This is a genomic window from Paenibacillus sp. FSL K6-1558 (genome assembly GCF_038002565.1).
GTDB lineage: Bacteria > Bacillota > Bacilli > Paenibacillales > Paenibacillaceae > Paenibacillus > Paenibacillus polysaccharolyticus.
In genome coordinates, this window is record NZ_JBBOCV010000001.1 from 3719584 (window position 1) to 3744942 (window position 25359).

The following is a 25359-nucleotide window of genomic DNA, read 5'->3' on the forward strand; positions in this document are numbered from 1 at the left end:
CGATTACGCATATGACCAAAGAAACCATGTCTTAAAGAGGAATCTGTATGCCGCCATATGAGGATAAGGCTTTCTACATCCTCTATATTCTCTTTAAACTGCACGTTTAAGGGTATCCTTCGTCGGATGTCCCTGTCGTTATGCGTTATTACGGACGACTAAATAGCTTCATAAAATGGATGTAAATCGGATGGACCATAAGACCAGTCGGGCTTACGGAGTATCTTTTTCCCGTATCCAATCGGCGAATATGTTCCATTTCCTCAGCATTCAACTCAAAATCAAATAATTCACTGTTCTCTCGTATTCTTCGCGAATTTGATGATTTCGGGATTGCAATAATACTCCGCTCCAGATGCCAGCGCAAAATGACTTGTGCCACCGACTTTCGGTGCTTTCTAGCGATTGTAAGCAGTTCGGGGTGCTCCAGCAGTTCTTTGCTCCCCTGACCTAACGGGCCCCAGGCCTCGTGCAGAATCTGATTTTTCACCATATACTCATGCAACTCTCGTTGTTGGAATTCCGGGTGTGTCTCGATCTGATTCACCATGGGCAAAATCCGGGCATGTTTCTTAAGATGCTCCAAATTCTTGATCTCAAAATTAGCTACGCCTATGACTTTGATCCGGCCTTCGTCGTACAACTCTTCCATCGCTCTCCAGGCATCCACATAATGGGCACCGGCAAAATGAATTAAATACATATCGAGATACGTTACGTTTAGTCTTTGGCAAGTTCGCTCAAATGTCTTTTTCGTCGCATGATATCCGAGATCCGTTGTCCAAGCTTTCGAGGTAATAAAGAAATCTTCCCGAGGAATGTCACTTTTTTGAATGACTCGGCCTAGCGCTACTTCATTCCCGTAAATTTTCGCTGTATCAAAATGGCGGTATCCGATTCGAATCGCCTCTTCAACCGTTTTTTCGAAAGATTCCCCCTGCTTGATCTTATATAGGCCGAATCCGAGTTGCGGAATATCGACTCCGTTTGCTGCTTGCATTGTACGTTTCATCGAAGATCGTCCCTTTCATTGGTTCGGGATCGTGATTCCGTGGCTGGCTCCTCACATTGTTCAAATAGCTTATCAATCTCGCTCGCCAAGTTTTTCAACGACTTCAGCTTGCTTCCGGCGTCCAGCCGATAAAAGTTACGAGTTCCTTCTTTGTGAACGCTGATAATCTGCGCTTCTTTCAGTATTTTCAGGTGATGTGATACAGCAGGCCGGGAGAGGTGTGTTTGCACTCTGATCTCACCCACACGCATGCCCGTTTTCTGCGGTCCTTGAATTAAAGCCATCAATATCGCCTGCCGAGTCTCGTCTCCGATGGCATTCAGTACCTTCTGGTTGTTCTTAAATTCGGTCGCGATTGTATTCAAAAATTGCTGTTCGACGGGAATCTCCTCTTTTCGTTGAACCGTTTAATTCTTTTGACGAATATAAGATACCACGATCTCAGACACAGCAGTACTTCGGGAAAGAAATCCAAGAACAACATTTTTCCAATTTCACAGGATTTTTAGAGAAATTGCTGTGACTTGTGGTGATAAGGTTGACCATGTTATCTAGAGGGTCTCGTTTTATATGCTAGACAATATTTTGAAAATCAAATGTGTTAAACTTAAACGAGCATTGCCCGTCTATTCTAATGAATGCTACATACCTGAATGTACGCCGCTTATACAACAAATATAGTTAGAAAGGAACTGCCATGAAGCGTTCTCTGAAGCAACCAATGAAGTCATTATTAATGCCTGTGATTCCCGGTGGAATCATGACGATTCTTATATTTTATTTGGATTACTTCCAATTCCAACTTGTTGAAAAGTTCATACTGTATGCGGCATTCGTCATCGTTCCTCTTGTCATTTTACTTTTGAGATATGATGCACAGAATAAACAGCAACGAATAATGTTTGTTCTTATGAAGTGGCTTCAATATCCGGCCGCGCTTCTTACCCTATTTTCCGTCATGAGCAATAAGATGTGGAGTTTCGAAGGCACGGTAATACCAGGCATGCTCTCCCTGGGTTGGCTACTGTTCACACTACTGCTGGGCATCTATGGCTTGACCACAATTGTGATGGCTAAAGGAAAAGCAGCGGAAATAGCCATTGGCGCGGGACTTGTTTACTTTTTTATCGGGGGAATATGGTTTACGTTATATCAATATCAAGTGGAGCTTTTCAATGCCAATGTTACTACGCATGCCTTGAGCTCGGTTCACTTTCATTTCTCATCTGCGATCGTTCCAATTTTCATTGGTGCACTGGGACGGATTATGGCGAAAAAAAACTGGTATCCCTGGGTCGTTGCCATCGATATTATCGGACCGCTATTGATTGCTTTTGGTATGATTTTCTCCAAACCGATCGAGTACGTTGGTGTCGCTTTGTTCGCTTGTAATATTGTGGTTTATACGGCTTATCTCCTGGCTTACTTGCGGAAAAACGCTTTGAATATGAAGGCATCCTTCTTCCTAGGCCTTTCTTGTCTAGCCTTTTACACGGTTGTTGTCATCTCCATCTTCTATCCGTTACTGAAAAATATGTATTCCTTAACCATACTCGACTTTATTCCTATTTACGGAGCTCTACACGCATTTGGTTTTGTCTTATGCGGATTGATTGGTTGGGTGTACATGGTAAACTCTATTCAGGAGAAAAAGATGGCCAAGGAGAATAGATGGGTTGGTACATCTTTATGAGTTGGGTGAACATGGTTTTAGGCTAACCCATCGGCTTCGTATGAGTAGTTTAGTCAGGTTCGTGCTATAATAGGGATCACATAAATAACATTCATCATTTGCCAGATGGCGATGATTAAGGAGATTGAATCTTGACGAACAACCATGATAGTGGAGCAGTTAACGGACTACCAGAGAACTTTGAAGAGCTCAAACGAGCGGCTAATCGGTCTTCAAGCTGGAGAGACAGACTGAACGCGGTGAACGAATTGGGGAACTGGGACACAGAACCTACCATTAAGTTACTGCAGAATGTTTTGAAAAATGATCAAGTGTTCCAAGTGCGCGAAGCCGCATATCTCAAGCTCAAACAGTTGGGTGAAGAAGTACAAATGCCTGCCAAAAACAAAGGCGAGCTGTTTAAAGGTACGAACAAAATTTTGCTACGGATCAAAAAAAGCCTTCCCGAAGGTCACACATTTGAGGAATTCAAGGAAAAACTGCAAAAAACACGTCTGGATCTCTATGATACTTACGAGGGCGACAAAGATGCTGAGTTCGACTCCTGGCTCCATGGTATTTGGGAGACACTAGGTAGAAGATAAGATGGCTGCCGTTCACCGTATGAATAGCAGATTGCAAAATAATAGCCGAGTAAAAAGCCACTTCAAAAAATGGAGTGGCTTCTTTATTTCTTCAGGGTCATCTCCATCAGATCAATGTCACTAGAGCACCTGTTCATAAAACATCCTTCTTCCTGTATATCCCAATACATTTATTTACTAGTATAATAGTGGAAACCAACAAACATTTTGAAATAGAAGGAGAGCTGTTATGGAATATCATGTATCCATACATGGGAATGATCAAGGAAAAGGAACCGCAGATCAACCCCTTCGTACCATATCACGCGCTGCGGCTCATGCCATGGCTGGTGATACCGTTATTGTTCATGCGGGAGTATACAGGGAATGGGTCAACCCGACGAATGGAGGAACAGCCGAGCATCGAATCGTGTATCGATCCGCAGGAGACGGTGAAGTCGTCATTACAGGAGCTGAGCGGGTTACCGACTGGAAAGCTGAAGGAAATGACGTTTGGAGCACAGAAGTGCTGAATTCCATCTTTTCCGTTCGTAATCCCTTTGAAGTGGAGCTTAGTGGAGACTGGTTGTTCGACGGGCCCTTCCCAGTTCATCTCGGCGATGTCTATTTGGATGGAAAGTCATTGTATGAATGTGCTCATGTTGAAAGCGTTCACAATCCGGAGGTTTGGCCCGAAGCCAAGTATTCCGAGGATTCACTGTTGAAATGGTATGCCGAGGTCGATTCTACGACGACGAAGATTTGGGCTAATTTTGGCGGAAAAGATCCTAGAAAAGAAAATGTAGAAATTAATGTACGTCCTTATTGCTTCTGGCCTGAGAAGCCAGGATTGAACTATATCACCGTGAGTGGCTTCATATTGCGTCAAGCTTCGCCTCAATGGGCGCCACCTACGGACTACCAGGAAGGTCTGATCGGACCACACTGGAGCAAGGGCTGGATTATCGAAAACAATATAATCAGTGAATCCAAATGTGTTGGTATTAGCCTAGGTACCGAAATGGGTACAGGGCACACCAACTCTTTGGAAAAGCGCAGTAAAGGTGGGACACAACGGGAGCAGGAAGTTATTTTACGAGCATTACGCTCCGGCTGGCATAAAGATCACGTCGGCAGTCACATCGTTCGAGGTAATGTAATTCATGATTGTGAACAGGCCGGTATTGTGGGCCATATGGGAGCAGCCTTCAGCCACATTTACCAGAATCGGATTTATAATATTCATCATAAACGGCTCAGACACGGTGCTGAAGTTGCGGGAATTAAACTGCATGCTGCACTGGATACTCAAATTAGCGAAAATATAATGTACAGTTGTTACCGAGCGCTTTGGCTTGACTGGCAGGCACAGGGCACTCGGATCAGCCGCAATGTATTTTTTGACAACATTTCAGAAGACCTCTTCGTTGAGGTGTGCCATGGTCCATATATGGTTGATCATAATCTATTCCTCTCACCTATGAATTTCAGAAATATGGCTCAGGGCGGGGCGTTTGCCCATAATTTATTCGCAGGTCGATTTGTCGTTCGTTCCGAGATCACACGGATTACGCCATATCACTTCCCTCATGAGACAGCCATGGCGGGATACTCCAATATCACTGGAGGCGACGACAGGTACTACAACAATATCTTCTTGGGGGATAATGACGCCGACGCCAATAAGGAACCTGTTCCAATCACCTTTTTTGAACATCTTCCCCTCAAACCAAGGGATGCCGTTGGAGAGAACGGGAAGACGGTTATGGATGGTGTGCCGGACGATTCCATTTGTTATCTGCATGCTGTGGGACTTGGTGGCTACGATCAACATCCGAATGTGAAAGATAAGAAGTGGTGGGAATACACCAAAGAAGAGCTTATGGAGCTTGGCGATGCCGCGAAGGATTTCTTTATAGGCAATGCCGTTCTCCCGGTAGCTATGGGTGGCAATGTATATCTCAATCATGCGGTTCCAAGTACTCACGAATCCGATGGGAAGGTCTCTAAACAGAAGGGCATAAACGTTGAGATTGATCCTGCTCTAGGTAAGGTGCAGATTCAGATCAATGAGGCCGAATTGCTTCGAGGTACCTCTGCCATGGTGATTACTACCGACCTGCTCGGAAAAACGTATCACGCCGATATGAAGTACGAGGAACCCGACAGCACTCCCTATCGCTTAGATTCTGACTTTATCGGCACAAAAAGACCGGATGCAGATGTTACACCAGGTCCGTTTGAGTTAAGGGAGAAGGGTATTGTTGAGTTTGGGATTTAGTTTGTTATTGAGGGTCCAGTCACTTTGGGTGACTGGATCTTTTTTGTGTGAAGCCTATATTCCGATAATCAGAAAATAAGGCTCTAATTGAAACGAGGCTCTGATTTTATTTGAGATAGCCTCTTACTTCAAAACATAAGAAAATAAGTGTGAAGATCACTTTTGACTTGCAACTGCTCAACGGAACTTTTTTTCTCTAAATACTATATTGTAACTTTACATGGAAATTAAAAATACATATATATTAATATATATGTATTTTATTGTATATTTACAATTTAAATAAAAATGGTAATATATCCAAAGGGAATAACAGTAAGTATTTCATAAAATTATATTTAGGAGGAGAATAACTTGATCAAAAATAAAATTTTATCACTGTTGCTTTGTGTTTCTTTGTTCGCAGTATCCACTCCACAAACATTTGCTAACGGTGCAGTTGATCCAAATCCCAACACTGAAAGAGTGCTCACTGAAAAAATAAAGAGTGATACTTTAGAGATAATAGAAAACTCTAGAGGTTCAAATAGTGTCCAACCTCAGAGTGAAGTTCGTCCAGCTAATATCTTTAGGATTGTTATGGAGGCAGCTAAATTGCTCTTTGGAGCAACTAAAACATATAATAAAGTTACAGAGGCCTATGTTGAGAATGCTATCGAAAATGAGTTTAAAGATGAACTTCCTTTCTTAGTCACTCGGAATTCTTTAATTGAGGAATTTTGGCTTATTGGCACGAATGAATATGTGGAACTTAAATTCGGTACTAGTGACCGAGGATTAGAACATATCTTAAGCAAACATCATCCAAAATATTGGACTGGTCTAGGATACAGAGAATATAATTCATTTTTCAACGACACCACCAGCATGAGAGATATTATAAGTATTATTGCAGTAGTAGCAAATCAAACCCAAAACAATAAAAATAAAATAATCGCAAACAACAGTGGTAACGTTTCAGTAGATGGTACTTATGACGGTAAAAAGTATAGACTTGTTGTTAGTAGCGACTATGAAGTAGTAACTTTATATCCTTTGGGCTGGAACGTAGCTGAATCTAAATAATTTTAATAAATATATTTCGTTAAGAGGATCGATATTTGGAGGGCTTATGGTTTCCATTCAAACGTTTCTTATTCCACCGCAACAATCACTTCCAGAAGTATATTCTTGTATGGGGACTGAAGAGTTGCGAGAGCTTTTTGTCGCAGTTGAACATTTTGAAAGTTTATATGTTGGCCAGAGTGATGAAATTCCTATGAAGAGTAATGAGCTTAATATTGCCGTTATTGTTCAAGATACTCACCAACTACTGATTGGATTTGAACAGTGGGGATTAGATTTGTGGGGATGCTATTTGTCAGTCTTAAAAATTTATATTGAAAGTGGATTTGAATATGGTGAAGGAATATACGGTATCGATCCAAAGTTGATATGCTTTAAAAAGATTGATAATAGGTTGATAGAAGTAACTCTAAAATATGATCCATTGCACGTAGAAAAGACCATATCTCAATTTATTTTAGAAGAACGTGATTTTCTTCAACAACTCATTACTGGAGCATCCAATTTTTATGCTTATATGAATAGCTACAATATCCATACAAGTAAAAAAACACTGAACTTCCTCTCTCAAACAATAGAGTTGTTAAAACAAACATATTCGAAAGAATTGTGAGGCGATTTTTTGCATGCGAAGATTAAAAGTATTTAGTATTGTTTGTGTTCTTTTCTTTGGAATTTCTACCACTATCTTTGCTAATGAGTCTACTTCAAATAGTGAAGCTTCGGAATTTATATTGAGAGAGTATCTTGAGGCCTCGGTTAATCAAGACTATGAGAGACTTAGTAGATTGACTGAAGACCATCGTTATAACAGTTTAGAAGAGAAGCAACAAGAGTATAAATCTTCTCTGGAGAATCCTTCAGAAGTACCTCTTTCATTTACAATCATTGATCAACAAAGAGTTAGTGATAAGGAATATAATTATAGTGTGAAGCTAGAATTTCCAGACAATGAAATAATAAACCTACCAATAAACATGAAAAATATCAATGAAAACTGGAAAGTAATTATAAGTACACAGCCAGTCAACGAGCAAAAGGGTTACGAAATAATAGAGCACGCTGATGACAATCTGATGATCCAAAAGAATCAAGCCCTAGCTGAACCTCAGCCTAGCACAAAATGCACTTGGAGCTTTTCAGAGAGAGTAGATGGACGCACATTCACCTCTTTGTGCAAAAAATTCGACTTATCTACCAAAGACTATAGAACAACTCTAAATCTTCAACAGTATAACGATCATAAAGATAAAATTATTCCTCTTATTAAATATGAAATATTTGAAACTAAGTTCTTTGGAGATAATCTTTGGGGATACACTGATGTATACGGAGAAAAAAAAGGAGTTGGCTTCAAAGCTGAAATTTTTGGAGATACTTTAAAAGCAACTAACTGTTATATCAAATTTTCAATTGAAAATAGCAAGAATACAGTTACTACCTTTAAAGGATTTGGGGAATTATATAGTTTCTGACCAAATGGGGCTGCCCATTTCATATTAATTAGAATGTCGACACCCCAAATCATTACAATTATTTATCATCCTTTATGTACATTAGATTAGACGTAAAGGCTCGTAATTACGTAGGGAGAGTAAATTATCCTACTTATACGAGCCTTTTGTTTGTTCCAGAACGATTCAACACATTGCTTTTGGAGAAGTTTGGTGATTTCATTCCTTTTTTCTTGGCTTCCCTCTCAAGGACATATATGTCCCAATCCTTAGGACATATTCCACTGGTCCGCTACTAAATTTTTTGAGATATAGATGACTGAACAATAATTGAATACCATATACAGAGAGTGCAATAATCACTCCAGCAAATACTCCAGCACGGCCAAACAGCCCCAATCCATATCCATAATAAATCGTTGTACAGATTACACTCTGCATTAGATAATTGGTCAATGAGAGACGACCAACCGCCTCGAACTTGACGAATATACTAGCTCGACTGTTTACAGAATAAAGTAGAGCAAACAAGTAAATGTAGCCTAGTGCGAGCAGTATCCCTCCCAACATCGATCCAAATTCGATGCACAACCAGTCTTCGGCATTGAATTTGGGTCGTAGCACACTATAAACTTTAAGCAGCAAACCGATTGGTAGCAGAAACAAAGCACGGCGAATATACATAGATCGCATCGCTAGTGGATCATTAAATGTACCAATTCTAGCAGCACGCATGCCAAGCAGAAACATTGGTAGTGTCATAAGAGGAGCTAACACCAAGGCTAACAGGAGTATCCCTTTATCCGACTCCCCACCGAATGGACTAACACTATTACTAAAATCTCTAATCTCTGTGTAGCTACCGTTTCCAAAAACATTCTGACTCTGTATGATATAACTCTCCATATGTGTCGATACATCAGCAATTGGATTCATTGGATTGAACTTCAGAATATCCAGCAATCCAACTCCGGTGAGTAGCATTAACGCCAAGATAAATAACGTTTTTGGATTTCGATTTAGAAACAGAAGCAAGAAGAATCCGAGTACACCGTAGATCGTCAAGATATCCCCTTCCCATAGATAAGTTATGTGAAGTATCCCAATAACCAACAACAGTAGGAAACGACGAGCCAAATGGTATTTCGGTCGTAAATCTCGTGATTCTAGACTTTCAGCCAGCTTAATCATTCCAAAACCGAACATAAATGCAAAAATCGGCATAAAACTACCCACCACAGTGATAAGAAGTAAGGAGTGAAGAGTGCGGTCTGCACCATCGATTCCTAACAGTTGGGGTTCACTCTGTCCAAACATTCCGTATTGGAAAGCCAGCATATTCGCCAACACAATGCCTATCAGACTGAATCCACGTAGCCCATCAATTAATTGGACGCGATTTTTTGATGAGTTCAAACAATCACCTCTTTTTTTATACTCGGCCTTATATCTATCCTTTTATTTACTGTATATTTTTCAAATCCTATATAGATTAAAAATAGAGACTTACTTAGGCGACATTTCTTTTTATAAAAAGTGCTTGAGGGCTGAGACCTAGTATTTCTCCTCGCTCTTCATTCAAATTCAGTTTACATGGTATCATATAAAATTAAAAATTTAATTGATTACTTAATCACTTGCTTGTGTGACAGTCTTTATAACCAATAGGCAGGGCAGTCCCCCCTCACGAAGTGGGTACACTTCCACGCTCGGAAAGTATAAAATGTAGAAATTTCTCCCTTACTTGTGGTATGGTTCACCCCGATTGATCTTCACTGCGCGATAAATCTGTTCTACCAGCACCAGCCGCATTAACTGATGCGGCAGGGTCATGCGCCCGAAGCTTAAGCGCTGCTTCGCGCGGCGCAACACCTCATCGGAGAGCCCGTGGCTTCCTCCGATGACAAACACGACATGGCTCGTCCCATACGTGCCGAGCTTGTCGATCTCCATAGCCAGCTCCTCCGAACTCCAGAGCTGGCCATCCAGTGCGAGCGCGACGACATGCGCCTCGCTCTTCACATGCGCGAGGATGCGTTCGCCCTCGCGCTCTTTTACCGCCCGCACCTCAGCTTCGCTCAGGGTATCGGGCGCTTTCTCGTCTGCGACCTCGATCATCTGAAACTTGATGTACGGGGCGAGCCGCTTGGCATATTCCTGAATGCCCAGCGTTAAATATTTTTCCTTCAATTTGCCTACGCCAATAATTTGAATTAACATCTCATCATTCCTCCTGAATCGTCGTCTTGCCATCCATCTATATGTTAGATGCTTCAATCGCATCGTTCATGCAAACCAAGTTCATTCCAAAACTCTAACGATCACCACAAACCTTATCCAGCTCGAATCGCCCACTTTTAAAATCTCCCATGCCACAGCCGCTCGCTCCCTACAAACGCAAAAAGAGCGCTCAACACGCTCTCTCTGCACCTTGCTGTGATGTTCATACCGGATCGAACCAAGTCTAACGCCAGAAGCACTACCGCTACGCTACTACGCCATGCACAACGATATCCCATAGCAACATCCAATAGCACCCCTGGCGGCCTGCTCTACAGTACGCTAAACGACAAGGAATTCCGCGTGCTGATCGCACTCAGCGCATTTGGCAGGCGGGTCCCAGTCGGCAAATTCCGTCTCCTTCAGATCCACGATATCTGGAGCGTCCTCATATTCATCTACAAACATGTCGATGGCAATGTCCACGTGTTCTTTGCATACAACGTACATCCGTCAAGCATCCTTTCTGTCACCAGCTATGTTCCCGATTCACAACCGCTTATCCCATTACAGGATAGCCACTTCTCAGTTCTATCACACCTGCCGCGGAAAAGAAACCCCCACCTCGCAGATCGGCGCAAAAACTTGCCACTCTTGCACCAAAAAAAGCCTCTTCCTCAAGATGTGCACATCTATCTTTCCCATAAGATCAAAAAAGCACCCCCTCAACAATACCCACCTCAGTCAGGTATCCTTGCTGGAATGCTTCAACTTTAATTTAACTCCAAGCGCATTCACGCTCTTGCACTCATCCTTGCTTTACCCTTGTCGTTACCTTTACGCTATCCTCAACTTGCTTCTTACCCCCAGCTACCAGCCTACTCCAATCCCGACTGAGCCTTCGTGAGCAATTTCCCGCCTTGAAAAGCAATTACCGCGTTGCCGCCGTTGCCAGCTGTACCTTTATAGTTGTACACGACCATGTTCTCCGCTTCACTTAGCGCTTCACCTTCACCGCCTAGAATATTGATGACCTCTTCCACGGTCATGCCAACCTCCAGCTTCTCATACTGGGCAAACGTAATCAGCACCCCGTCTCCTTTTCCAGCAGATCCGTTGTTTCCTCCAGCTGTCGGTGTTTTGCCACCCGTCCCTTGTCCAGCAACGCCAGCTGTACCAAATTCATTCAGCTTTTTCTCAAGTGCAGCAATTTTCTGCGCCTGCTCATCGCTTTTAATTCCCTGCTCGGTCAGCTTTTTCTCCAGGCCAGCAATCTTCTCCTGCAACGCGCTCGTATCTACTGATGCAGCTGGTGTGCTCTCCGATCCACAAGCAGATAACAACAGCATCGATAGTGCCAAGCTTGTTCCTCCAAGTACCTTTTTCTTCAACAGATTCATCTCCGAATCCCTCCATTTTCAGATTAGCTAGCCAGATCACACGTTATCCAGCTGTTATTTGCAACAACGATCTATGTAAACACATTAAGAACAGTTTACCATACAGGCGAACAAATGTATCTGCGCCTTTCGCTCCAAGTCTTTCTGTCTATATAAATTGAACTAAAGATTTTACACAGTCCACTCCGATGACAGAATAACCTGGAAAGTAGCGGTTATCCCCAGATTTTTTTTAATTCCCTTTTCCAAAGGGAAAATCCGGTGATAAGCGTATGCTTCCGATGTAGCTTTCTTGCAGAAAGCTTTCAGGCGAGCGCTTCGCTTTTCCAGGTTTTTTCTGTCCTCTTCGTTAACGTGTAAAAGAATAGTCCAACTTATATAGTTGTGTCCTGCCCTACCTTCAGGCTCTACCTCATGCCCCATGAACATAAAAAGAGTGGTCAGATATATTCTGATCACTCTCTCTACTATCATCTGTCTCATGATCACCTTATCAGTATGGCCATGTTCCATGACATATGATCATTTCAGTGAAACAACCTGCAAATCATGCTCCACGGTCACAGCCCCACAAACTTCATAAAACTCAGCAAGCCTTACTCCGGCTTATCCGTCAGCTTCACAGACACTTTCTCCGCTTTGCCATCCCGATAGAACGAGACCTCTATTGAATCGCCGATCTTTTTCTTATCGTACAGGAATTTCCGCAGGTCCAGCGTGGAGGTAATTTTTTGCCCATCAAATTCCGTAATCACATCGTTCAGCTTCATGCCTGCCTCGGATGCCGGGCCGGAAGCCTCTAATACGACCACACCGCTATCCACGTGGGATGGCAGTTTGAGGTCCTTGCGCTGATCATCATCCAGTGGAGCATACGGATTACTCAGATCAACGGTGTACACGCCAAGATAAGGACGGGATACTTTGCCGTTCAGCAAAAGGGAATCCACCGTTTTCATCACTTCGTTCATCGGAATAGCGAAGCCGAGACCCTCAACGCCGGTATCCGAAATTTTCATCGTGTTGATGCCTACAACCTTGCCGTTCAGATCAACCAGTGCTCCGCCGCTGTTGCCTTCGTTAATGGCTGCATCCGTCTGAATGACGTTTTGCTCCCAGTCATATACCCCATCCTGATTAATGGATACAGGCAAAATCCGATCTGTGTAACTAACGATTCCCGAGGTCAGCGTACCCCCAAGTCCCAGCGGGTTACCGATCGCCAGCACCGTCTGGCCGCGTTGCAGCTTGCTGGAATCACCGATTTCTGCCGCCGCTCCGAGGCCTTTGTCGTCCGTTGACAGTACCGCGATGTCACTCACCCGGTCTTTACCTACCAGTTTGGCTTTATGTGTTTCCCCGTCCACCGTCACGATCTCCAGATCACTGGCACCTTCCACGACGTGGTGATTGGTCATAATGTAGGCTTTGCCATCTTCTTTTTTGAAAATAACCCCAGACCCCAGCGCGGAATCTTCCATCGACAGGCTACTGCCTGTTTTATGATTCACGATGCTGACAACAGAAGGACGTACTTCTGCCGCCGCGTTGATGATGCGGTCGTAAGGATCAGCGACCTGTGCTGTCTGTGCAGTTCCACTACCTTGACCTGCCGCATTCGCCAGAGGTAATTGCGTTGCAGGCTGGCTGATGAAGCTGAACAGCGTAACCGTCACGATGGAGCTAATCACCGAACTGATCACAGCTACCTTGACGGTAGAACTGAATTCCGAGCGTGATCTACGCGGATTGCTCCAGCGATCACGTGCGCGTTTTCCGCCTCCCGGGCGGATGATCTGAAGTTTGCCTTTCTGTTCAGGTTCGGCGCGTCTTGATACCTTGGTTGAATAAAAATCGTCTCCAAACAATCCCATCGTGATCCTCTCCCCTTCGTTGTCACGCATCAAGACCCTGACTGCCGCCCAAGTTATTGCATGGATGACCAGTGAAACTCCCTGTTTCCCCATGCCTTTTTGCTTTTTAACAAAATGGTCTTGCACATCGCTACATTCCCGAACAAGGCCAGGAACGAACGTATATATACAACAGGATGGCACTGCATCCGTGTGCTCTATCAATCATGCTCTCGCCTATTGCGAGATTTGAGATTCCATTTCATACGCAAAAACAGCCAAAATCATAATACTCCTTATATACTAAACACTTTATATCCCAAAAAGTTGCATAATTACGTAAATAAACGTAAATTTTCGCGACAACTCCCTTAACAATAAAGGTTCATACTATCTATCACCACAAAATGGGATACGCTAAGCGCTATTCTTTCGAATTCATCAAACTTTTCAATCCCAACTCATTCCAAATTCAAAGCGGTACAGCTACAGTTTCAGCATACACATCCCGCCCGGAGAATGTTAGCGGCAAAAAGAGGAATGTTTTCCACCCAGCCTGACTACAATAATAGTAAAAGAACAATTCAAAGCTTCATAGAATGAAGGAGGATTCCACAATGGAACGCACGCGAACACTCACAGCTATGGACGAAGTTCATATGGCGGCCAAGCTGGCTGATCTCAAAGAAGAACATTATCGTAACACACTCGCGCTCAGCACCATCATTGAACTGCTTATTGATAAAGGCATCCTCACCCGCGAGGAAGTGGAGCGCAAAGCCGCCGAACTAGACAGCTTTATGGCTCACCCACCCTATCCCATGGTGTAGGACGATCATAATACGTATCACAGAGCTTGAACTCATGGTCCCGATAAAAACAGCCACGGCTTTCCATCGCATCACGCACCGACATTTTAGCCAAATCCATCATATTATGATCCCGGCTGAGATGTGCCAGATACGTACGTTTGATGCGTCCGTTCATCAGTTCACTAAGCGCCGCACCTGCGGCTTCGTTCGACAAATGCCCGATATCACTCAGAATCCGGCGCTTGGTGTTCCACGGATACCGCCCCATGCGGAGCAATTCGACATCATGATTCGCCTCCAGCACGAGCACATCCGAGTCCGAGATCGCATCGCGAACCTTGTCGCTCATATAGCCGAGGTCTGTCGCAACGGACAACTTCTCGCTACCATCGTCGAATGTATAACCTACCGGTTCAGCCGCATCATGCGAAATACCGAAGGACTCTACGCGTAGCGAGCCAAAATCATGCTTTTCACCCGTTTCAAAAATCCGTCGGTTCTCCTCGGGAATCGCTCCGACCGACTTCTCCAAAGCCGCCCACGTATTTGTATTTGCATAGATCGGTAAATTATATTTCCGAGACATCGCGCCTAGTCCTTTAATATGATCCGAATGTTCATGTGTCACCAGAATGCCATCCAGTTCCGTTCCAGAAATCTCCCGTTCCAGAAATAATGCCTCCAGCCGCTTCGCGCTAAGACCCGCATCAATCATGAGCGAAGTGCCCCCATGCTGAATGACTGTGGCATTACCTGTCGAACCACTGGATAACACCGTAAAATATATCCCCATAACGCATTACTCCCCTGGTTTATCTGACTTGGGACTGAATACATCCCCACTGATGCCCTGCACGTACAACACTTCGCCACTTTCCAGCACGAACCGCCATGCCGGCATCGCTACCTGTATATCTGAATTGAACAACTGGCCGTAATAGCCCAGCTGTATGTCTTTCACAATTGCATTGTTTGGCAAAAAGTTTTCGATCAGCGTTCCCAGCGCCTTTGACGCCGGAAGCACCTGCTGATCGCTCTCCTCGGCGGTTGTAATCCGCACGGGAGTCTGATGATAACCCGTGATTTTCTGATCGCTGTAGAACAGCTCCAGACTCACGTTAAAGAGCGGCCATTTGCCGTCCACCAGCGGGTGGAGCACAAAAGCCCCATCTTCCGCCATCAGCTGATCCAGCCGGTACGTGCCGATTTGCGGAATCTCCGCCTGCAGCGCGTCCGCTAGCTCGCTTGGCGAGAAGATCAGCTTGCTGTCCACCGGCTCCTCCAGCTCCACTTCAATCCCCGACTTGTCCTCTTCGGTAAACTCATAGGACAACTTCGGCAGCTTCGGCGTTTCATTTGGAATCGGCGCCAGCACCTGGATGCCCTTCTCTTCCATCGCCTGCTGTGTATTATCTGCGAGCGAGGTGAAGTCCAGATTGGCTCCGGCCGTCTCCCGCGCATCCATCCAGATCTGATATCCCAATACCAGATTCAGCAGCAGAAATGCATATATTAATACATTTTTCGCCCGTCCCCAATCCAGATCATTCACCTCCTTATTTACATCTCCATTGAGACTAAGCTAAGACACCGTCGTCTCCTCACCGTTGCCAAAGCGGATCACCCAAACCGGGATCAGCCGCAACCCATCCTCCATCGCAGATGGACGATATGCCGGGTATACATCCACGACTTTACGGTTTTCACCCGCTACTTTGCGGATCAGATTTTTCAGTTTATCCCCGCCGGGCAACTTGATGGACTTCTTCGTCTCCGCACCTTCGTTCAAATATTCCAAAGATCGTTCATAACTAGATACCGTCTCCTGCTGCATTTCCATGTTGATCGTGCCGAAACGGAATTGCATCGAATCCAAGATTGGGTAACTGCCGTAATACTGCTGGAACTGCAACTTCGTTTTGTTGTCAGCTGATTTGAGCATCATGTGTGAGCGCCCTTTCCAGCCACCATGCTGATTGACAAAGTCAACCGCAAACAGTGCGTCCTTGGACGCATCACTCTGTCCAGCTGGCGGTGCCGCCGGGTCTGTATAGCTGATCCAGCGTTGCTCCTGCTTCACTTGCAGACTACGTTTGCTATCCGTATAAATCTCTGATCCATCTTTTTCCCGAATATTCCGGGTCATGCTTGGATCAGTGAACAGACTGCGCTGCATCTGCTCTACCGTGAACTGCCCTGTCGGCACATCTGCCTCAATCGTATCCAGTGCCTGCGTCGGAATATAATATCCGCCTTCCATTAGCGTGTACGGTGTCCAGCTCGTCCCAAAATCGACATGTTGCTGCACATCCTGCACCGTCAAGTCGGCCTGTGTGGCCTCATAGACCACATCCCCCTTGGCACTGAAAAAAAGCGCATGAGCCTTTGTCTCATCTGGAGTTGTATATATAGCGATACGGTTGATTGTCTCTCCTTGAAAAAGAGAATCTGTTCCTAAGCGCATCACTCGCTGTAACAAGGCCACTGGCATGCCTTCCTTAAACGACAACTCAAAGCCGGGACTCTCCTTACGAATCTGATCCCAATTCACCGACTGCACATTGCGACGCTGAAAATCCTCGAACGTCCGGCCTTTCAGCCTGGAATAGATCAATTGATAGAACGTGTTGCCAGGGTAAAACACCGTATGTTTATCCTGACCCAGATGAATAATCATCTGATTCGGGAAAATTAACTCCTCAATATTACGCTCTTGGCCCATATTTTCGGTCTTCACGTAGTTTGTCTCCGAGGTCACCACAGAGTCACCGCCCCCAGGAAGACGATAGATCAGGAAATAACTCTGGATCAGACTGGCTGCAACCAGTGAAGCGAGCACCAGAGATTTAATCCGTTCCTTCAAGGTGCTCACCTCCCTTATCACGCATTGGCAATGTGAACGTTACCGTTGTGCCAACGTCTACCTCAGACTCAAGAGAGATGTTTCCATCGTGAGCTTTTACAATTTCCCGGGCAATGGACAATCCAAGCCCTGTGCCCCCCATGCTGCGAGAGCGTGCTTTGTCAACGCGGTAAAAACGCTCAAATATCCGATCCAGATCACGCTGCGGAATACCCATACCTGTGTCAGATACGGAGATAGCTAACGTATGCTCATCGCTACGCCGGGCGGCGATCGTAATGGTGCCGCCCTCCAGCGTATATTTCAATGCGTTGGACACTACATTGTCCAGAACCTGGTCAATCTGATCCCGATCGAGTGGAACGGCTGGAATATCATTCTCCACAGACAGAACAGACTGAATGTCCTTCTGATGCATCTGGAAGGAGAATCGATCCGTGACTTCCTCCAGCATCTCCAAAATATCGATAGGTTGCTTGCGTAGCAACGCTTCCTTGGAATCCAGTCTGGACAGGTGCAATAGGTCCGTCACCAAACGGATCATGCGCTCGGTCTCATTCTGAATTACACCGACAAAACGTCCCGCCAGCTGCGGGTCTTCCAATGCCCCATCATCCAGCGCTTCGGCGTAACTTTTAATCGTGGTGAGCGGTGTACGCAGCTCATGCGATACATTCGCTACAAACTCACGCCTGGAGTTTTCCAGTTCTTCCTGCTCCGTTACATCCTGAAGTACCGCAATTGTGCCGGTGATCCCCAGCTCACGCCGGTGTACAGGAGTGAACGTCATGCGAATCACGACCGGCTCTTCCTGACCTGCCGGAGCAATCTGGAGCAATGTTGAGCCGGTGAAACCACTTGCCAGTGCTTCCGCGTCCTCCGGATCAATACCCAGCAGGACAGCAAAGTGCCTGCCCTCAATATCCGATGGGCGCATGCCGAGAATGTTGCTGGCACGGCGGTTGACGAGAATGACTTTTCCATGCTCATCCGTCGCAACAACACCATCACTCATATTGGTCAGGATCGAGGTCAGCTTCTCTTTCTCCTCTTCGTTCTGGGAAAGAGCATCTCGCAGCCTGCTGGTCATATAGTTAAATGCCTGGCTAAGCTGACCAATCTCATCTGTGCCAAATACCGGTGTCTGCTGATCGAAGTTCCCTTCTGCAACCGCGGTTGCCCGCCTTGTCACTTCCTTAATCGGCTGGGTAATCGTATGTGACAGAATGACACCGAGCACCGCCGTTAATACCAAGGCGATCAGAATACCGGATATGAAAATCTTGTTAATGCCTTCCATCGTCGCGTACAGCTCGTTCATCGAAGCGGCGATGTAGACTGCACCAATAATTTTGCCGCCGGTTAAAACTGGCTTGGCCACGACTTTTTTGCGGACATTATCCTCGTCTACGATATATTCCTCATTATCCCGAATGCCTTGCAATGCACGGCTGACAACGGTCTGGGTATTTTTTCGCCCAATATAATCGGAATGTGAACTTAGCGAAGTCGTAAGCACCTTGCCGCTGGCATCCAGCACCTGAATCTCGGCACCGTTGATGTTGAACAGATTGTTTACCAGGACACGCAGGTTCTCCGTTTTGTCCTCTCCACCCTCCGCTTCTCCACCAGCCATCGTCTGACCGACTAACACTGAGAGCATCTCTGCCCGTGCCTGCAAATCTTCTGTAAAGTTGCTAGTGAGCGAGTTCTTCATCGCACTTACAAAATAAACCCCGATCAATTGCATCGCAATTAGAATCAGCAGCACATATATAATAATTAATTTCGCCTGAATCGTTCGAAAGAACGAAAATTGCGAGAATCGGCCCATTATATCCCCACGCTTTTGGCACTGCGCACGAGATAACCAAGCCCCCGGCGAGTCAGAATCGTTTCCGGCTTGCTCGGATTTTCTTCAATCTTCTCCCGTAGCCTGCGAATCGTCACATCCACTGTACGCACATCTCCAAAATACTCGTATCCCCATACAGCTTGCAACAGATGCTCTCGTGTCATGACTTTGCCCGAATGCTTGGCCATATAATAGAGTAGCTCATATTCCCGATGCGTCAGATCAAGCGGTTCTCCGCCCTTGTACGCCGTATACATGTCCATATCAAAAGCCAGATCAAACAGCCGCAGGATCTGCTTCCCTTCTTCCTCTGGCGCTTCTACAATCGCTGTAGGTTTCTGTTGTCTGCGCATCTGAGCCTTGACCCGCGCGAGCAACTCCCGTGTGCTAAAAGGTTTGGTTACATAATCATCTGCGCCTAGTTCCAGACCGAGTACTTTATCGATCTCTCCATCTTTGGCTGTCAGCATAATAATCGGGACCTCCAGATGAGCACGCACCTCGCGGCACACATCCATCCCGTCCTTGCCCGGAAGCATCAGATCCAGAAGCATCAGATCCGGTTTCTCGGATAACGCCAGTTCGACCGCACGAATACCATCAAACGCACAGATGACCTCGTATCCCTCTTTTTCCAAATTAAACTTCAGAATATCTGCGATGGGCTGCTCGTCGTCCACCACCAAAATCTTTCCCTGCATCGGCTGAATTCACCCCTATATCCTGCTTAATCCGCCACTGGCGCTGTCTCTCTAATCTATTGTATTGCTTATAGTCCATATCATGTTGTGTGTTGAATATAGTCAACGACTTATACTCTCTAGTTTAACATACCTGAGGCACCGTCACATCCCGATCCCCCTCTTGGAAGCCGTTTCCTGTAGAAATATTTCACACCAAAAAAACAAGGCCAGCTTTACAGCGGACCTTGTTCTTATCTCAGCATCGTGAAGCGATGCCTTGTGTACTATACTCAATATCGTGATATATCCTTAATTCAGATAAGTCATCGGATTTTCTGCTGTACCATTTTTCAAAATCTCAAAATGCAGATGTGTTCCTGTGGAACGTCCGGTATTGCCCATCACGCCGATACTGTCGCCCTTTTCCACCACTTGGCCAACATCAACACTGATGCTATTCAAGTGACCGTAAAGTGTTTCATATCCGTTGCGATGGTTAATAATGATGACATTCCCATAACCGCTCTTTTGGCCTGCAAAAGTAACTACACCTTCATCTGCAGATTTCACATCGCGATTACCGACCAGATCGACACCTTTGTGCTGACGCCCCCAACGTTGACCGAAGCTGCTGCTCATCGTCGCATTGGATACAGGCCATGCAAACTGTCCTGTGCCTTCGCCAACCACTTTAGTTCCACTCAGCACTACCTCAGTCACCGCAGTTTTGAGAACTTCCTGACCCAGCCATTCTTCGCGAACGACTTCGCCGTTTTCTTTGGTGATGCGATACTGCATATTTTTTAGCCCGCTTTGGCCTGGACGAACCACTTTCGTCGTACCTGCCTTCAGCTCAGCACTTTTGCGCACCTCAACCTGTGGTTTCACTTCAATCTGTTCTACCACTTGCTCCACCGATTTAACCGTGATTGCCGGCTTTGGTACGGTCAGAGTCAACTCCTGTCCAATCTGGAGGGATGTCTCCTTGATGCCCGGGTTATGTTTACGAATCTCGCTTTGTGTAATCTCATATTTGGCTGCGATCGAAGAGATCGTATCTCCTTCTCGCACTACATAGGTTACAGGCGCGTCTTTACCAACGGTTAAAGCTTTAACCGCCTCGGACTCATCCCATATTTTATTCGGGTCCGCCTTCACCGTATCCGTTGTCACTTCTTCTTTGATGTCTACGGATTTTAACGTTGTACTTGGCCCGTTATCCTTTTTAGAAGAATTCGCCGATACCGACTTGGTTTTCAGTGAGCTTCGCACAGCCGATGCCGGTATGTATTTGCTCTGTACTTGTTGCAGGATCTTGTCTGCCGTTTCCTGATCCTTCACAATGCCGACGACTTCACCGTTCACTTTAAGCTCCACGCCTTTGGCATAAGCCGTTAACATGTTGCCCAGTTTGTCCAGCGTTTGCTCGCTGTTCACTTCGGGTTTATATGCCCTTACCGTTTCCGTTGTAATTCCGTCTGTGTTCAGCACCATCTCTGCATCCGGATACTTCTCCCGGTATTCTTCGGTTTTTTTCGCAAACAACTGCTGCAGTTGTGCCTCGTTGGCAATGGTTCCAACTTCAGTGCCTTTGACTATAACCTTATAATAAGGAACCGTATTGGAAGCCACATATTGCTTAACTCCGAATCCAACCGATGCTGCAATCAGAATGCCACAAGTTGCGGTAATGATCCATTTGCGCGATGACAAAATTCTTTTCTTATTTGAACTGAAGTTGGACATGCTCATGCTGTTTTTGTCTTCGGCCGTCCGGTGTTCTCCGGATTGTTCGTGTACCCGGTGTTGATCCGGTTGGCGTTTGCCTCTGAAACCTTTCATGATTCTCTCCTTTTCAGCACTTCTTAATCCGCATTTGAATCGGACTTCACCTCATGGTGAGTCTTATGCAAGTAAGTTCATTGTTATGATTATTTAAAAAAGCAGGACTTTAGCTGTGCTCTTAAAAGTGTCAAAATTTTAACCTTTTATCACACCCGTATACTTTAACACAGGTTTTACAGTCATTTCAACTCTTATCCTCACAAGAAAAATCCGCGTCCTATCTGGTTTCCCTGATATATCCATAGGTTAGAGCGTCTGTTCCATCACCCATTATGCCTCAACTCCAGTTATACTATGTACTTTTTATCTCAATCTAAGACTAGGTTCTAAGACCTACTGAATTGCATTCAATTTTTCATGTAAATACAAAAAAATCCCCCATCAGAATACCTCTGATGAAGGATTAAAATCGACTTGTTCTATTCTTAGTCTGGCAGGCTCATCACGCTTAAAGCAAGATTCATTTTCACTTATTCTTGGTTGCTCCTATAATAAACCGCTTTTGTTGCACTTCCCAGAATCCATGCCGCTCCATCTCCAGATGGATCTCCCATAATGGTTCACGGAATCGTTCTACTGTAAAATCTGGTACTTGCCACGGGATGGTGTTTAGATAATAAACCAGAGCCCCGATATCATAGAAACGCTGTACAGGCGTAGCTTCACGCTGATCCCAGATGTGAAAACCGTTTCTCACCATCTGATCTACGGCGAAATCGAGCTCCCATCCAGCATAATCAGATGGCATTGGGATGCCTAATCGATCATTGATCTCACGGCAATCCGACCAACCTACCTGCTGTGTCAGAAACACTCCACCTTCTGAAAGCAAGCGCCGGACTTCCCGTGGATCATACGATTCATGCCGATTGAGAATTAGATCAAATTCCCCATCTGCAAAAGGAAGCTGAGAATCATCCGTTACAGGATACACATTTACGCCTAACGGGCTAAGACGATCCTTCGCAATCGCTATATTTGGGGCGTATCCTTCCGTTGCACAAGTGTATGACGGTAACGGATGCAGGCTCGACAGCAGCTCACCACCGCCTGTGCCCATATCCAGCATTCGCTTCGCATCCTTCATACAACTCCGTGCCATCTCGTCGTAAGACCAGCACAACACACCACTCTGCATCCGCCCACTATCCGTAATATATCCAAAATTCCAACCATGGAAGGGCTGTTCTGCTTCCTTTAATCCTTGCTCAAATCGTTCCTTCATTGCAGCAAGTTGTTCAGCCGGCATCATTGATGATGTATTTATCGTATTTTTAGAACCTGCATTATTCGATGTCTTCATAGTTATTAGGCCTCCAATAGTCCATTTCATGCTTTTCTCCGGTATCGGTACAACGTACCTCTGGTACAAAGGCATGAACGGAGGGCCACGACTCCTTGGCCTGAGAGCCGGTGTTAAGGAGAGGTTCTGTTGTTATATATCGTGTTCTTTACGGTTCATTCTCATATACTCTTCCTCCTAGGTACGTTCTCTACTATTTCATGCAATTATATGGGGAAAGAATCATGGATTTCAACATGAATGTAACATTTCCCCAGTTTAACTGGTTATTAGTTGGAGGATACGGGGCTAAGAAGGTACCGCGACCCTTTTTATTCTGCTTGCAGGACTTGCATCAAATCATCGTATTCTTCACTCGTAAGATACTTCGAGATCACCTGTTCAATCTCTCGCAGTTCCTGCTCGGTCAGTCCATCCTCCATCGCTCCTGAGATCTGTTGCATTTCCTTTTGGGGTAACTTGTTCATCAGCAGAGTGAAAATACGTTCTTTTTCCTCCGTCGGCAGTTTGTTTTTGGCGCCTGTAATATCATCTGGTGTAACAACGATTGCATCATTATCCTTTGCATTGTTACTGTTCGCTCCTTGACCACTTAGCTCGTCAGGTCCAGCCGCTGTTCCGTTACCATCTACGGTTCCATTTCCAGAATCCCCGCTTGCTCCTGCTCCGCCCGTTTCATCGTTGCTGGAGGTTCCGGAGTTCGTCGTTCCGTTGCCCATCACCGAAATTGAATTCTCCGGAGCCTTTTCCTCTTTCGTTCCCGCTCGCTGATCTGTATCCTCTGACTTTTCCCCCTCACTGGACTGCTTGCCGCCCAAGGCCCCTTGGAACATGCCCATCAGACCCATGGGCTGACCTTCCCACTGTATATTAAAACTGGCTAGCAATGACTTGGCATACGATTGCACGATTAAACCTGTCGTAAGCAACGTCAGTGAACTGACCAGCAACACGATAAGCACCATTTTGACAAACCACATCAGCAACTTCATCTCTGTTTCTCTCCTTCCATATACATATCATTCGTTCAACGTATATCCTGTTAGCCAGTATTGACGGAAATCTCGGGATTATATCCGAAACAGACACAAAAAATCTCCAGTCGCCGCTGAGTAGCAACAACTGGAGGTAGATCTATCATTCATATATCATGTTATACGTAGATTGGCAGAACCTGATTTGTCTGCTCACGGTTACGACCTACAGAGAAGATCGCGATCGGAATACCTGTCAGTTCAGATACACGCTTCACGTAGTTCTGTGTGTTCACCGGAAGATCTTCCAGCTTCTTCGCTCCTGTAATGTCCTCACTCCAACCTGGCATTTCTTCGTATACCGCTTCACATTCAGCCAGCATTTTGAGGCTTGCCGGGTAGTGAGTGATTACTTCACCACGGAATTTATAACCTGTGCAGATTTTTACGGTATCCAGACCTGTCATAACGTCCAAAGAGTTCAAGGACAGCCCTGTAATGCCACTTACACGACGAGCGTGACGAACAACCACACTGTCAAACCAGCCCACACGACGTGGACGTCCAGTTACGGTTCCGTACTCATGGCCTGTCTCACGGATCTGGTCGCCAACCGCATCATGCAATTCGGTAGGGAATGGGCCGTCACCTACACGAGTTGTGTATGCTTTCGCTACGCCAATAACTTGCTGAATGCGTGCTGGACCAACACCTGAACCGATACATACGCCGCCTGCAGACGGATTGGAAGAAGTCACATATGGATACGTACCTTGGTCAAGGTCCAGCATCACACCTTGTGCGCCTTCAAACAGTACTTTTTTATTCTCATCAATGGAATCATTCAGCACAACCGATGTATCCTTTACATAAGGACGAAGAATTTCTGCATAACCAAGGTAATCCTTCAGAATCTCTTCTACATCAACCGGAGTACCGTTGTAAACTTGCTCGATAACACGATTTTTCTCTTTAACCAGATGACGCAATTTCAATTCGAAATCTTCTGCATCCAGCAGATCCACCATGCGGATACCAATCCGGGCAGATTTGTCCATGTAACAAGGGCCGATCCCTTTGCCGGTTGTACCGATTTTGTTCGGGCCTTTACTCTCTTCCTCCAGTGCATCCAGAACCATATGATAAGGCAGGATGATATGTGCACGCTCGCTGATGGACAGGTTTTTCGTTGTAAATCCGTTATCATGAATATAATTAATTTCTTCGATAAGTGCCTTCGGGTTGATAACCATACCGTTACCAATCACACAAGCTTTGTCTGTGTAAAAGATACCCGATGGAATCATCGTCAATTTATATTTTTTGTTGTCGATCAGGATCGTATGGCCAGCATTGTTACCTCCTTGGTAACGAGCCACCACGTCAGCGCTCTCCGCCAAATAATCCGTGATTTTACCTTTTCCTTCGTCTCCCCATTGCGTTCCCACTACAACTACCGTTGACATAGTTAACATACCTCCGT

Annotated in this window: 23 protein-coding genes; 7 read left to right on the forward strand and 16 right to left on the reverse strand. The window is 45.3% G+C overall.

Annotated elements, in window-relative coordinates:
• Positions 1-148: 148 nt before the first annotated feature.
• On the reverse strand, positions 149-1012 hold the full coding sequence (locus tag MHI38_RS15975; RefSeq protein WP_221787653.1) for an aldo/keto reductase: 864 nt from the start codon (positions 1010-1012) through the stop codon (positions 149-151).
• A complete protein-coding gene (locus MHI38_RS15980; RefSeq protein WP_312027586.1) occupies positions 1009-1398 on the reverse strand; it encodes an ArsR/SmtB family transcription factor in 390 nt (129 codons plus the stop codon). The genes MHI38_RS15975 and MHI38_RS15980 overlap by 4 nt, the downstream gene beginning before the upstream one ends.
• Positions 1399-1709: 311 nt before the next feature.
• Here MHI38_RS15980 and MHI38_RS15985 point away from each other — a divergent pair, with 311 nt between their 5' ends.
• From MHI38_RS15985 to MHI38_RS16010, 6 genes are all read left to right on the forward strand, one after another.
• Positions 1710-2705: a YndJ family transporter gene (locus tag MHI38_RS15985; protein ID WP_221787655.1), complete on the forward strand. Its 996-nt coding sequence runs from the start codon at positions 1710-1712 to the stop codon at positions 2703-2705.
• A 131-nt stretch (positions 2706-2836) separates the two neighbouring features.
• Complete coding sequence (locus MHI38_RS15990; RefSeq protein ID WP_154889698.1) at positions 2837-3289, forward strand: HEAT repeat domain-containing protein; 453 nt, start codon at positions 2837-2839, stop codon at positions 3287-3289.
• A 229-nt stretch (positions 3290-3518) separates the two neighbouring features.
• Positions 3519-5549, forward strand: a complete 2031-nt coding sequence (locus MHI38_RS15995) for a right-handed parallel beta-helix repeat-containing protein (protein WP_221787657.1) — start codon at positions 3519-3521, stop codon at positions 5547-5549.
• Between the two features lie 354 nt (positions 5550-5903).
• Positions 5904-6614, forward strand: coding sequence for a hypothetical protein (locus tag MHI38_RS16000; protein ID WP_154889694.1), 711 nt, complete (start codon positions 5904-5906; stop codon positions 6612-6614).
• Positions 6615-6660: 46 nt separating this feature from the next.
• A complete protein-coding gene (locus MHI38_RS16005) occupies positions 6661-7227 on the forward strand; it encodes a hypothetical protein (protein WP_154889691.1) in 567 nt (188 codons plus the stop codon).
• A gap of 13 nt (positions 7228-7240) precedes the next feature.
• A complete protein-coding gene (locus tag MHI38_RS16010; protein ID WP_154889689.1) occupies positions 7241-8089 on the forward strand; it encodes a hypothetical protein in 849 nt (282 codons plus the stop codon).
• 198 nt (positions 8090-8287) lie between these two features.
• Here the strand turns inward: MHI38_RS16010 and MHI38_RS16015 are convergent, their stop codons facing one another.
• The 5 genes from MHI38_RS16015 to MHI38_RS16035 all read right to left on the reverse strand — a co-directional run bounded on the left by MHI38_RS16015 (position 8288) and on the right by MHI38_RS16035 (position 13562).
• Positions 8288-9484 (reverse strand): DUF418 domain-containing protein, encoded by a 1197-nt coding sequence (locus MHI38_RS16015; protein ID WP_308723238.1) that lies wholly within the window; start codon positions 9482-9484, stop codon positions 8288-8290.
• A 324-nt stretch (positions 9485-9808) separates the two neighbouring features.
• Positions 9809-10288, reverse strand: coding sequence for a 23S rRNA (pseudouridine(1915)-N(3))-methyltransferase RlmH (gene rlmH / locus MHI38_RS16020; RefSeq protein ID WP_062327777.1), 480 nt, complete (start codon positions 10286-10288; stop codon positions 9809-9811).
• Between the two features lie 342 nt (positions 10289-10630).
• A complete protein-coding gene (locus MHI38_RS16025) occupies positions 10631-10798 on the reverse strand; it encodes a CxxH/CxxC protein (protein ID WP_090923561.1) in 168 nt (55 codons plus the stop codon).
• Between the two features lie 368 nt (positions 10799-11166).
• The gene (locus MHI38_RS16030) at positions 11167-11688 is read right to left on the reverse strand and encodes a hypothetical protein (RefSeq protein WP_260510742.1); all 522 of its coding nucleotides are present in this window, start codon (positions 11686-11688) and stop codon (positions 11167-11169) included.
• 596 nt (positions 11689-12284) lie between these two features.
• On the reverse strand, positions 12285-13562 hold the full coding sequence (locus tag MHI38_RS16035; protein ID WP_154890313.1) for a S1C family serine protease: 1278 nt from the start codon (positions 13560-13562) through the stop codon (positions 12285-12287).
• Between the two features lie 596 nt (positions 13563-14158).
• Between MHI38_RS16035 and MHI38_RS16040 the strand changes: the two genes are divergently transcribed.
• Entirely contained in the window at positions 14159-14371 is a 213-nt protein-coding gene (locus MHI38_RS16040) for a hypothetical protein (RefSeq protein WP_090923564.1), read from the forward strand.
• On the opposite strand, the gene MHI38_RS16045 is transcribed toward MHI38_RS16040, so the two are convergent.
• From MHI38_RS16045 to MHI38_RS16085, 9 genes are all read right to left on the reverse strand, one after another.
• A complete protein-coding gene (locus MHI38_RS16045; RefSeq protein ID WP_090923565.1) occupies positions 14340-15146 on the reverse strand; it encodes an MBL fold metallo-hydrolase in 807 nt (268 codons plus the stop codon). The genes MHI38_RS16040 and MHI38_RS16045 overlap by 32 nt on opposite strands.
• Before the next feature lie 6 nt (positions 15147-15152).
• A complete protein-coding gene (gene yycI, locus MHI38_RS16050; protein ID WP_090923623.1) occupies positions 15153-15896 on the reverse strand; it encodes a two-component system regulatory protein YycI in 744 nt (247 codons plus the stop codon).
• Positions 15897-15935: 39 nt separating this feature from the next.
• Positions 15936-17216, reverse strand: a complete 1281-nt coding sequence (locus MHI38_RS16055; RefSeq protein WP_154889681.1) for a YycH family regulatory protein — start codon at positions 17214-17216, stop codon at positions 15936-15938.
• Positions 17200-19050 carry a cell wall metabolism sensor histidine kinase WalK gene (gene walK, locus MHI38_RS16060; protein ID WP_154889679.1) on the reverse strand — a complete coding sequence of 617 codons (1851 nt, stop codon included), beginning with the start codon at positions 19048-19050 and terminating at the stop codon, positions 17200-17202. The genes MHI38_RS16055 and walK overlap by 17 nt, the downstream gene beginning before the upstream one ends.
• Positions 19050-19772, reverse strand: coding sequence for a response regulator YycF (yycF, locus tag MHI38_RS16065; protein ID WP_154889677.1), 723 nt, complete (start codon positions 19770-19772; stop codon positions 19050-19052). Before yycF ends, walK begins: the two co-directional genes overlap by 1 nt.
• A 291-nt stretch (positions 19773-20063) precedes the next feature.
• Positions 20064-21596 carry a peptidoglycan DD-metalloendopeptidase family protein gene (locus MHI38_RS16070; protein ID WP_154960427.1) on the reverse strand — a complete coding sequence of 511 codons (1533 nt, stop codon included), beginning with the start codon at positions 21594-21596 and terminating at the stop codon, positions 20064-20066.
• 469 nt (positions 21597-22065) lie between these two features.
• Positions 22066-22824: a class I SAM-dependent methyltransferase gene (locus MHI38_RS16075; protein ID WP_445667235.1), complete on the reverse strand. Its 759-nt coding sequence runs from the start codon at positions 22822-22824 to the stop codon at positions 22066-22068.
• 389 nt (positions 22825-23213) lie between these two features.
• Positions 23214-23894 (reverse strand): hypothetical protein, encoded by a 681-nt coding sequence (locus tag MHI38_RS16080; RefSeq protein ID WP_341181437.1) that lies wholly within the window; start codon positions 23892-23894, stop codon positions 23214-23216.
• A gap of 161 nt (positions 23895-24055) precedes the next feature.
• Positions 24056-25342 carry an adenylosuccinate synthase gene (locus MHI38_RS16085; protein ID WP_154889670.1) on the reverse strand — a complete coding sequence of 429 codons (1287 nt, stop codon included), beginning with the start codon at positions 25340-25342 and terminating at the stop codon, positions 24056-24058.
• Positions 25343-25359: the final 17 nt, after the last annotated feature.

Excerpts from the sequence above, each read along its gene's own strand:
- MHI38_RS16010 (WP_154889689.1), top strand. The coding sequence starts at position 7,241 with ATGCGAAGATTAAAAGTATTTAGTATTGTTTGTGTTCTTTTCTTTGGA.
- MHI38_RS16075 (WP_445667235.1), bottom strand. The coding sequence starts at position 22,824 with ATGAAGGAACGATTTGAGCAAGGATTAAAGGAAGCAGAACAGCCCTTC.
- walK (WP_154889679.1), bottom strand. The coding sequence starts at position 19,050 with ATGGGCCGATTCTCGCAATTTTCGTTCTTTCGAACGATTCAGGCGAAA.
- MHI38_RS15985 (WP_221787655.1), top strand. The coding sequence starts at position 1,710 with ATGAAGCGTTCTCTGAAGCAACCAATGAAGTCATTATTAATGCCTGTG.
- MHI38_RS16005 (WP_154889691.1), top strand. The coding sequence starts at position 6,661 with ATGGTTTCCATTCAAACGTTTCTTATTCCACCGCAACAATCACTTCCA.
- MHI38_RS15975 (WP_221787653.1), bottom strand. The coding sequence starts at position 1,012 with ATGAAACGTACAATGCAAGCAGCAAACGGAGTCGATATTCCGCAACTC.
- MHI38_RS16030 (WP_260510742.1), bottom strand. The coding sequence starts at position 11,688 with ATGAATCTGTTGAAGAAAAAGGTACTTGGAGGAACAAGCTTGGCACTA.
- MHI38_RS16080 (WP_341181437.1), bottom strand. The coding sequence starts at position 23,894 with ATGAAGTTGCTGATGTGGTTTGTCAAAATGGTGCTTATCGTGTTGCTG.
- MHI38_RS16045 (WP_090923565.1), bottom strand. The coding sequence starts at position 15,146 with ATGGGGATATATTTTACGGTGTTATCCAGTGGTTCGACAGGTAATGCC.
- MHI38_RS16040 (WP_090923564.1), top strand. The coding sequence starts at position 14,159 with ATGGAACGCACGCGAACACTCACAGCTATGGACGAAGTTCATATGGCG.
- MHI38_RS16070 (WP_154960427.1), bottom strand. The coding sequence starts at position 21,596 with ATGAAAGGTTTCAGAGGCAAACGCCAACCGGATCAACACCGGGTACAC.
- yycF (WP_154889677.1), bottom strand. The coding sequence starts at position 19,772 with ATGCAGGGAAAGATTTTGGTGGTGGACGACGAGCAGCCCATCGCAGAT.
- MHI38_RS16025 (WP_090923561.1), bottom strand. The coding sequence starts at position 10,798 with ATGTACGTTGTATGCAAAGAACACGTGGACATTGCCATCGACATGTTT.
- MHI38_RS16035 (WP_154890313.1), bottom strand. The coding sequence starts at position 13,562 with ATGGGATTGTTTGGAGACGATTTTTATTCAACCAAGGTATCAAGACGC.
- MHI38_RS15995 (WP_221787657.1), top strand. The coding sequence starts at position 3,519 with ATGGAATATCATGTATCCATACATGGGAATGATCAAGGAAAAGGAACC.
- MHI38_RS16085 (WP_154889670.1), bottom strand. The coding sequence starts at position 25,342 with ATGTCAACGGTAGTTGTAGTGGGAACGCAATGGGGAGACGAAGGAAAA.
- rlmH (WP_062327777.1), bottom strand. The coding sequence starts at position 10,288 with ATGTTAATTCAAATTATTGGCGTAGGCAAATTGAAGGAAAAATATTTA.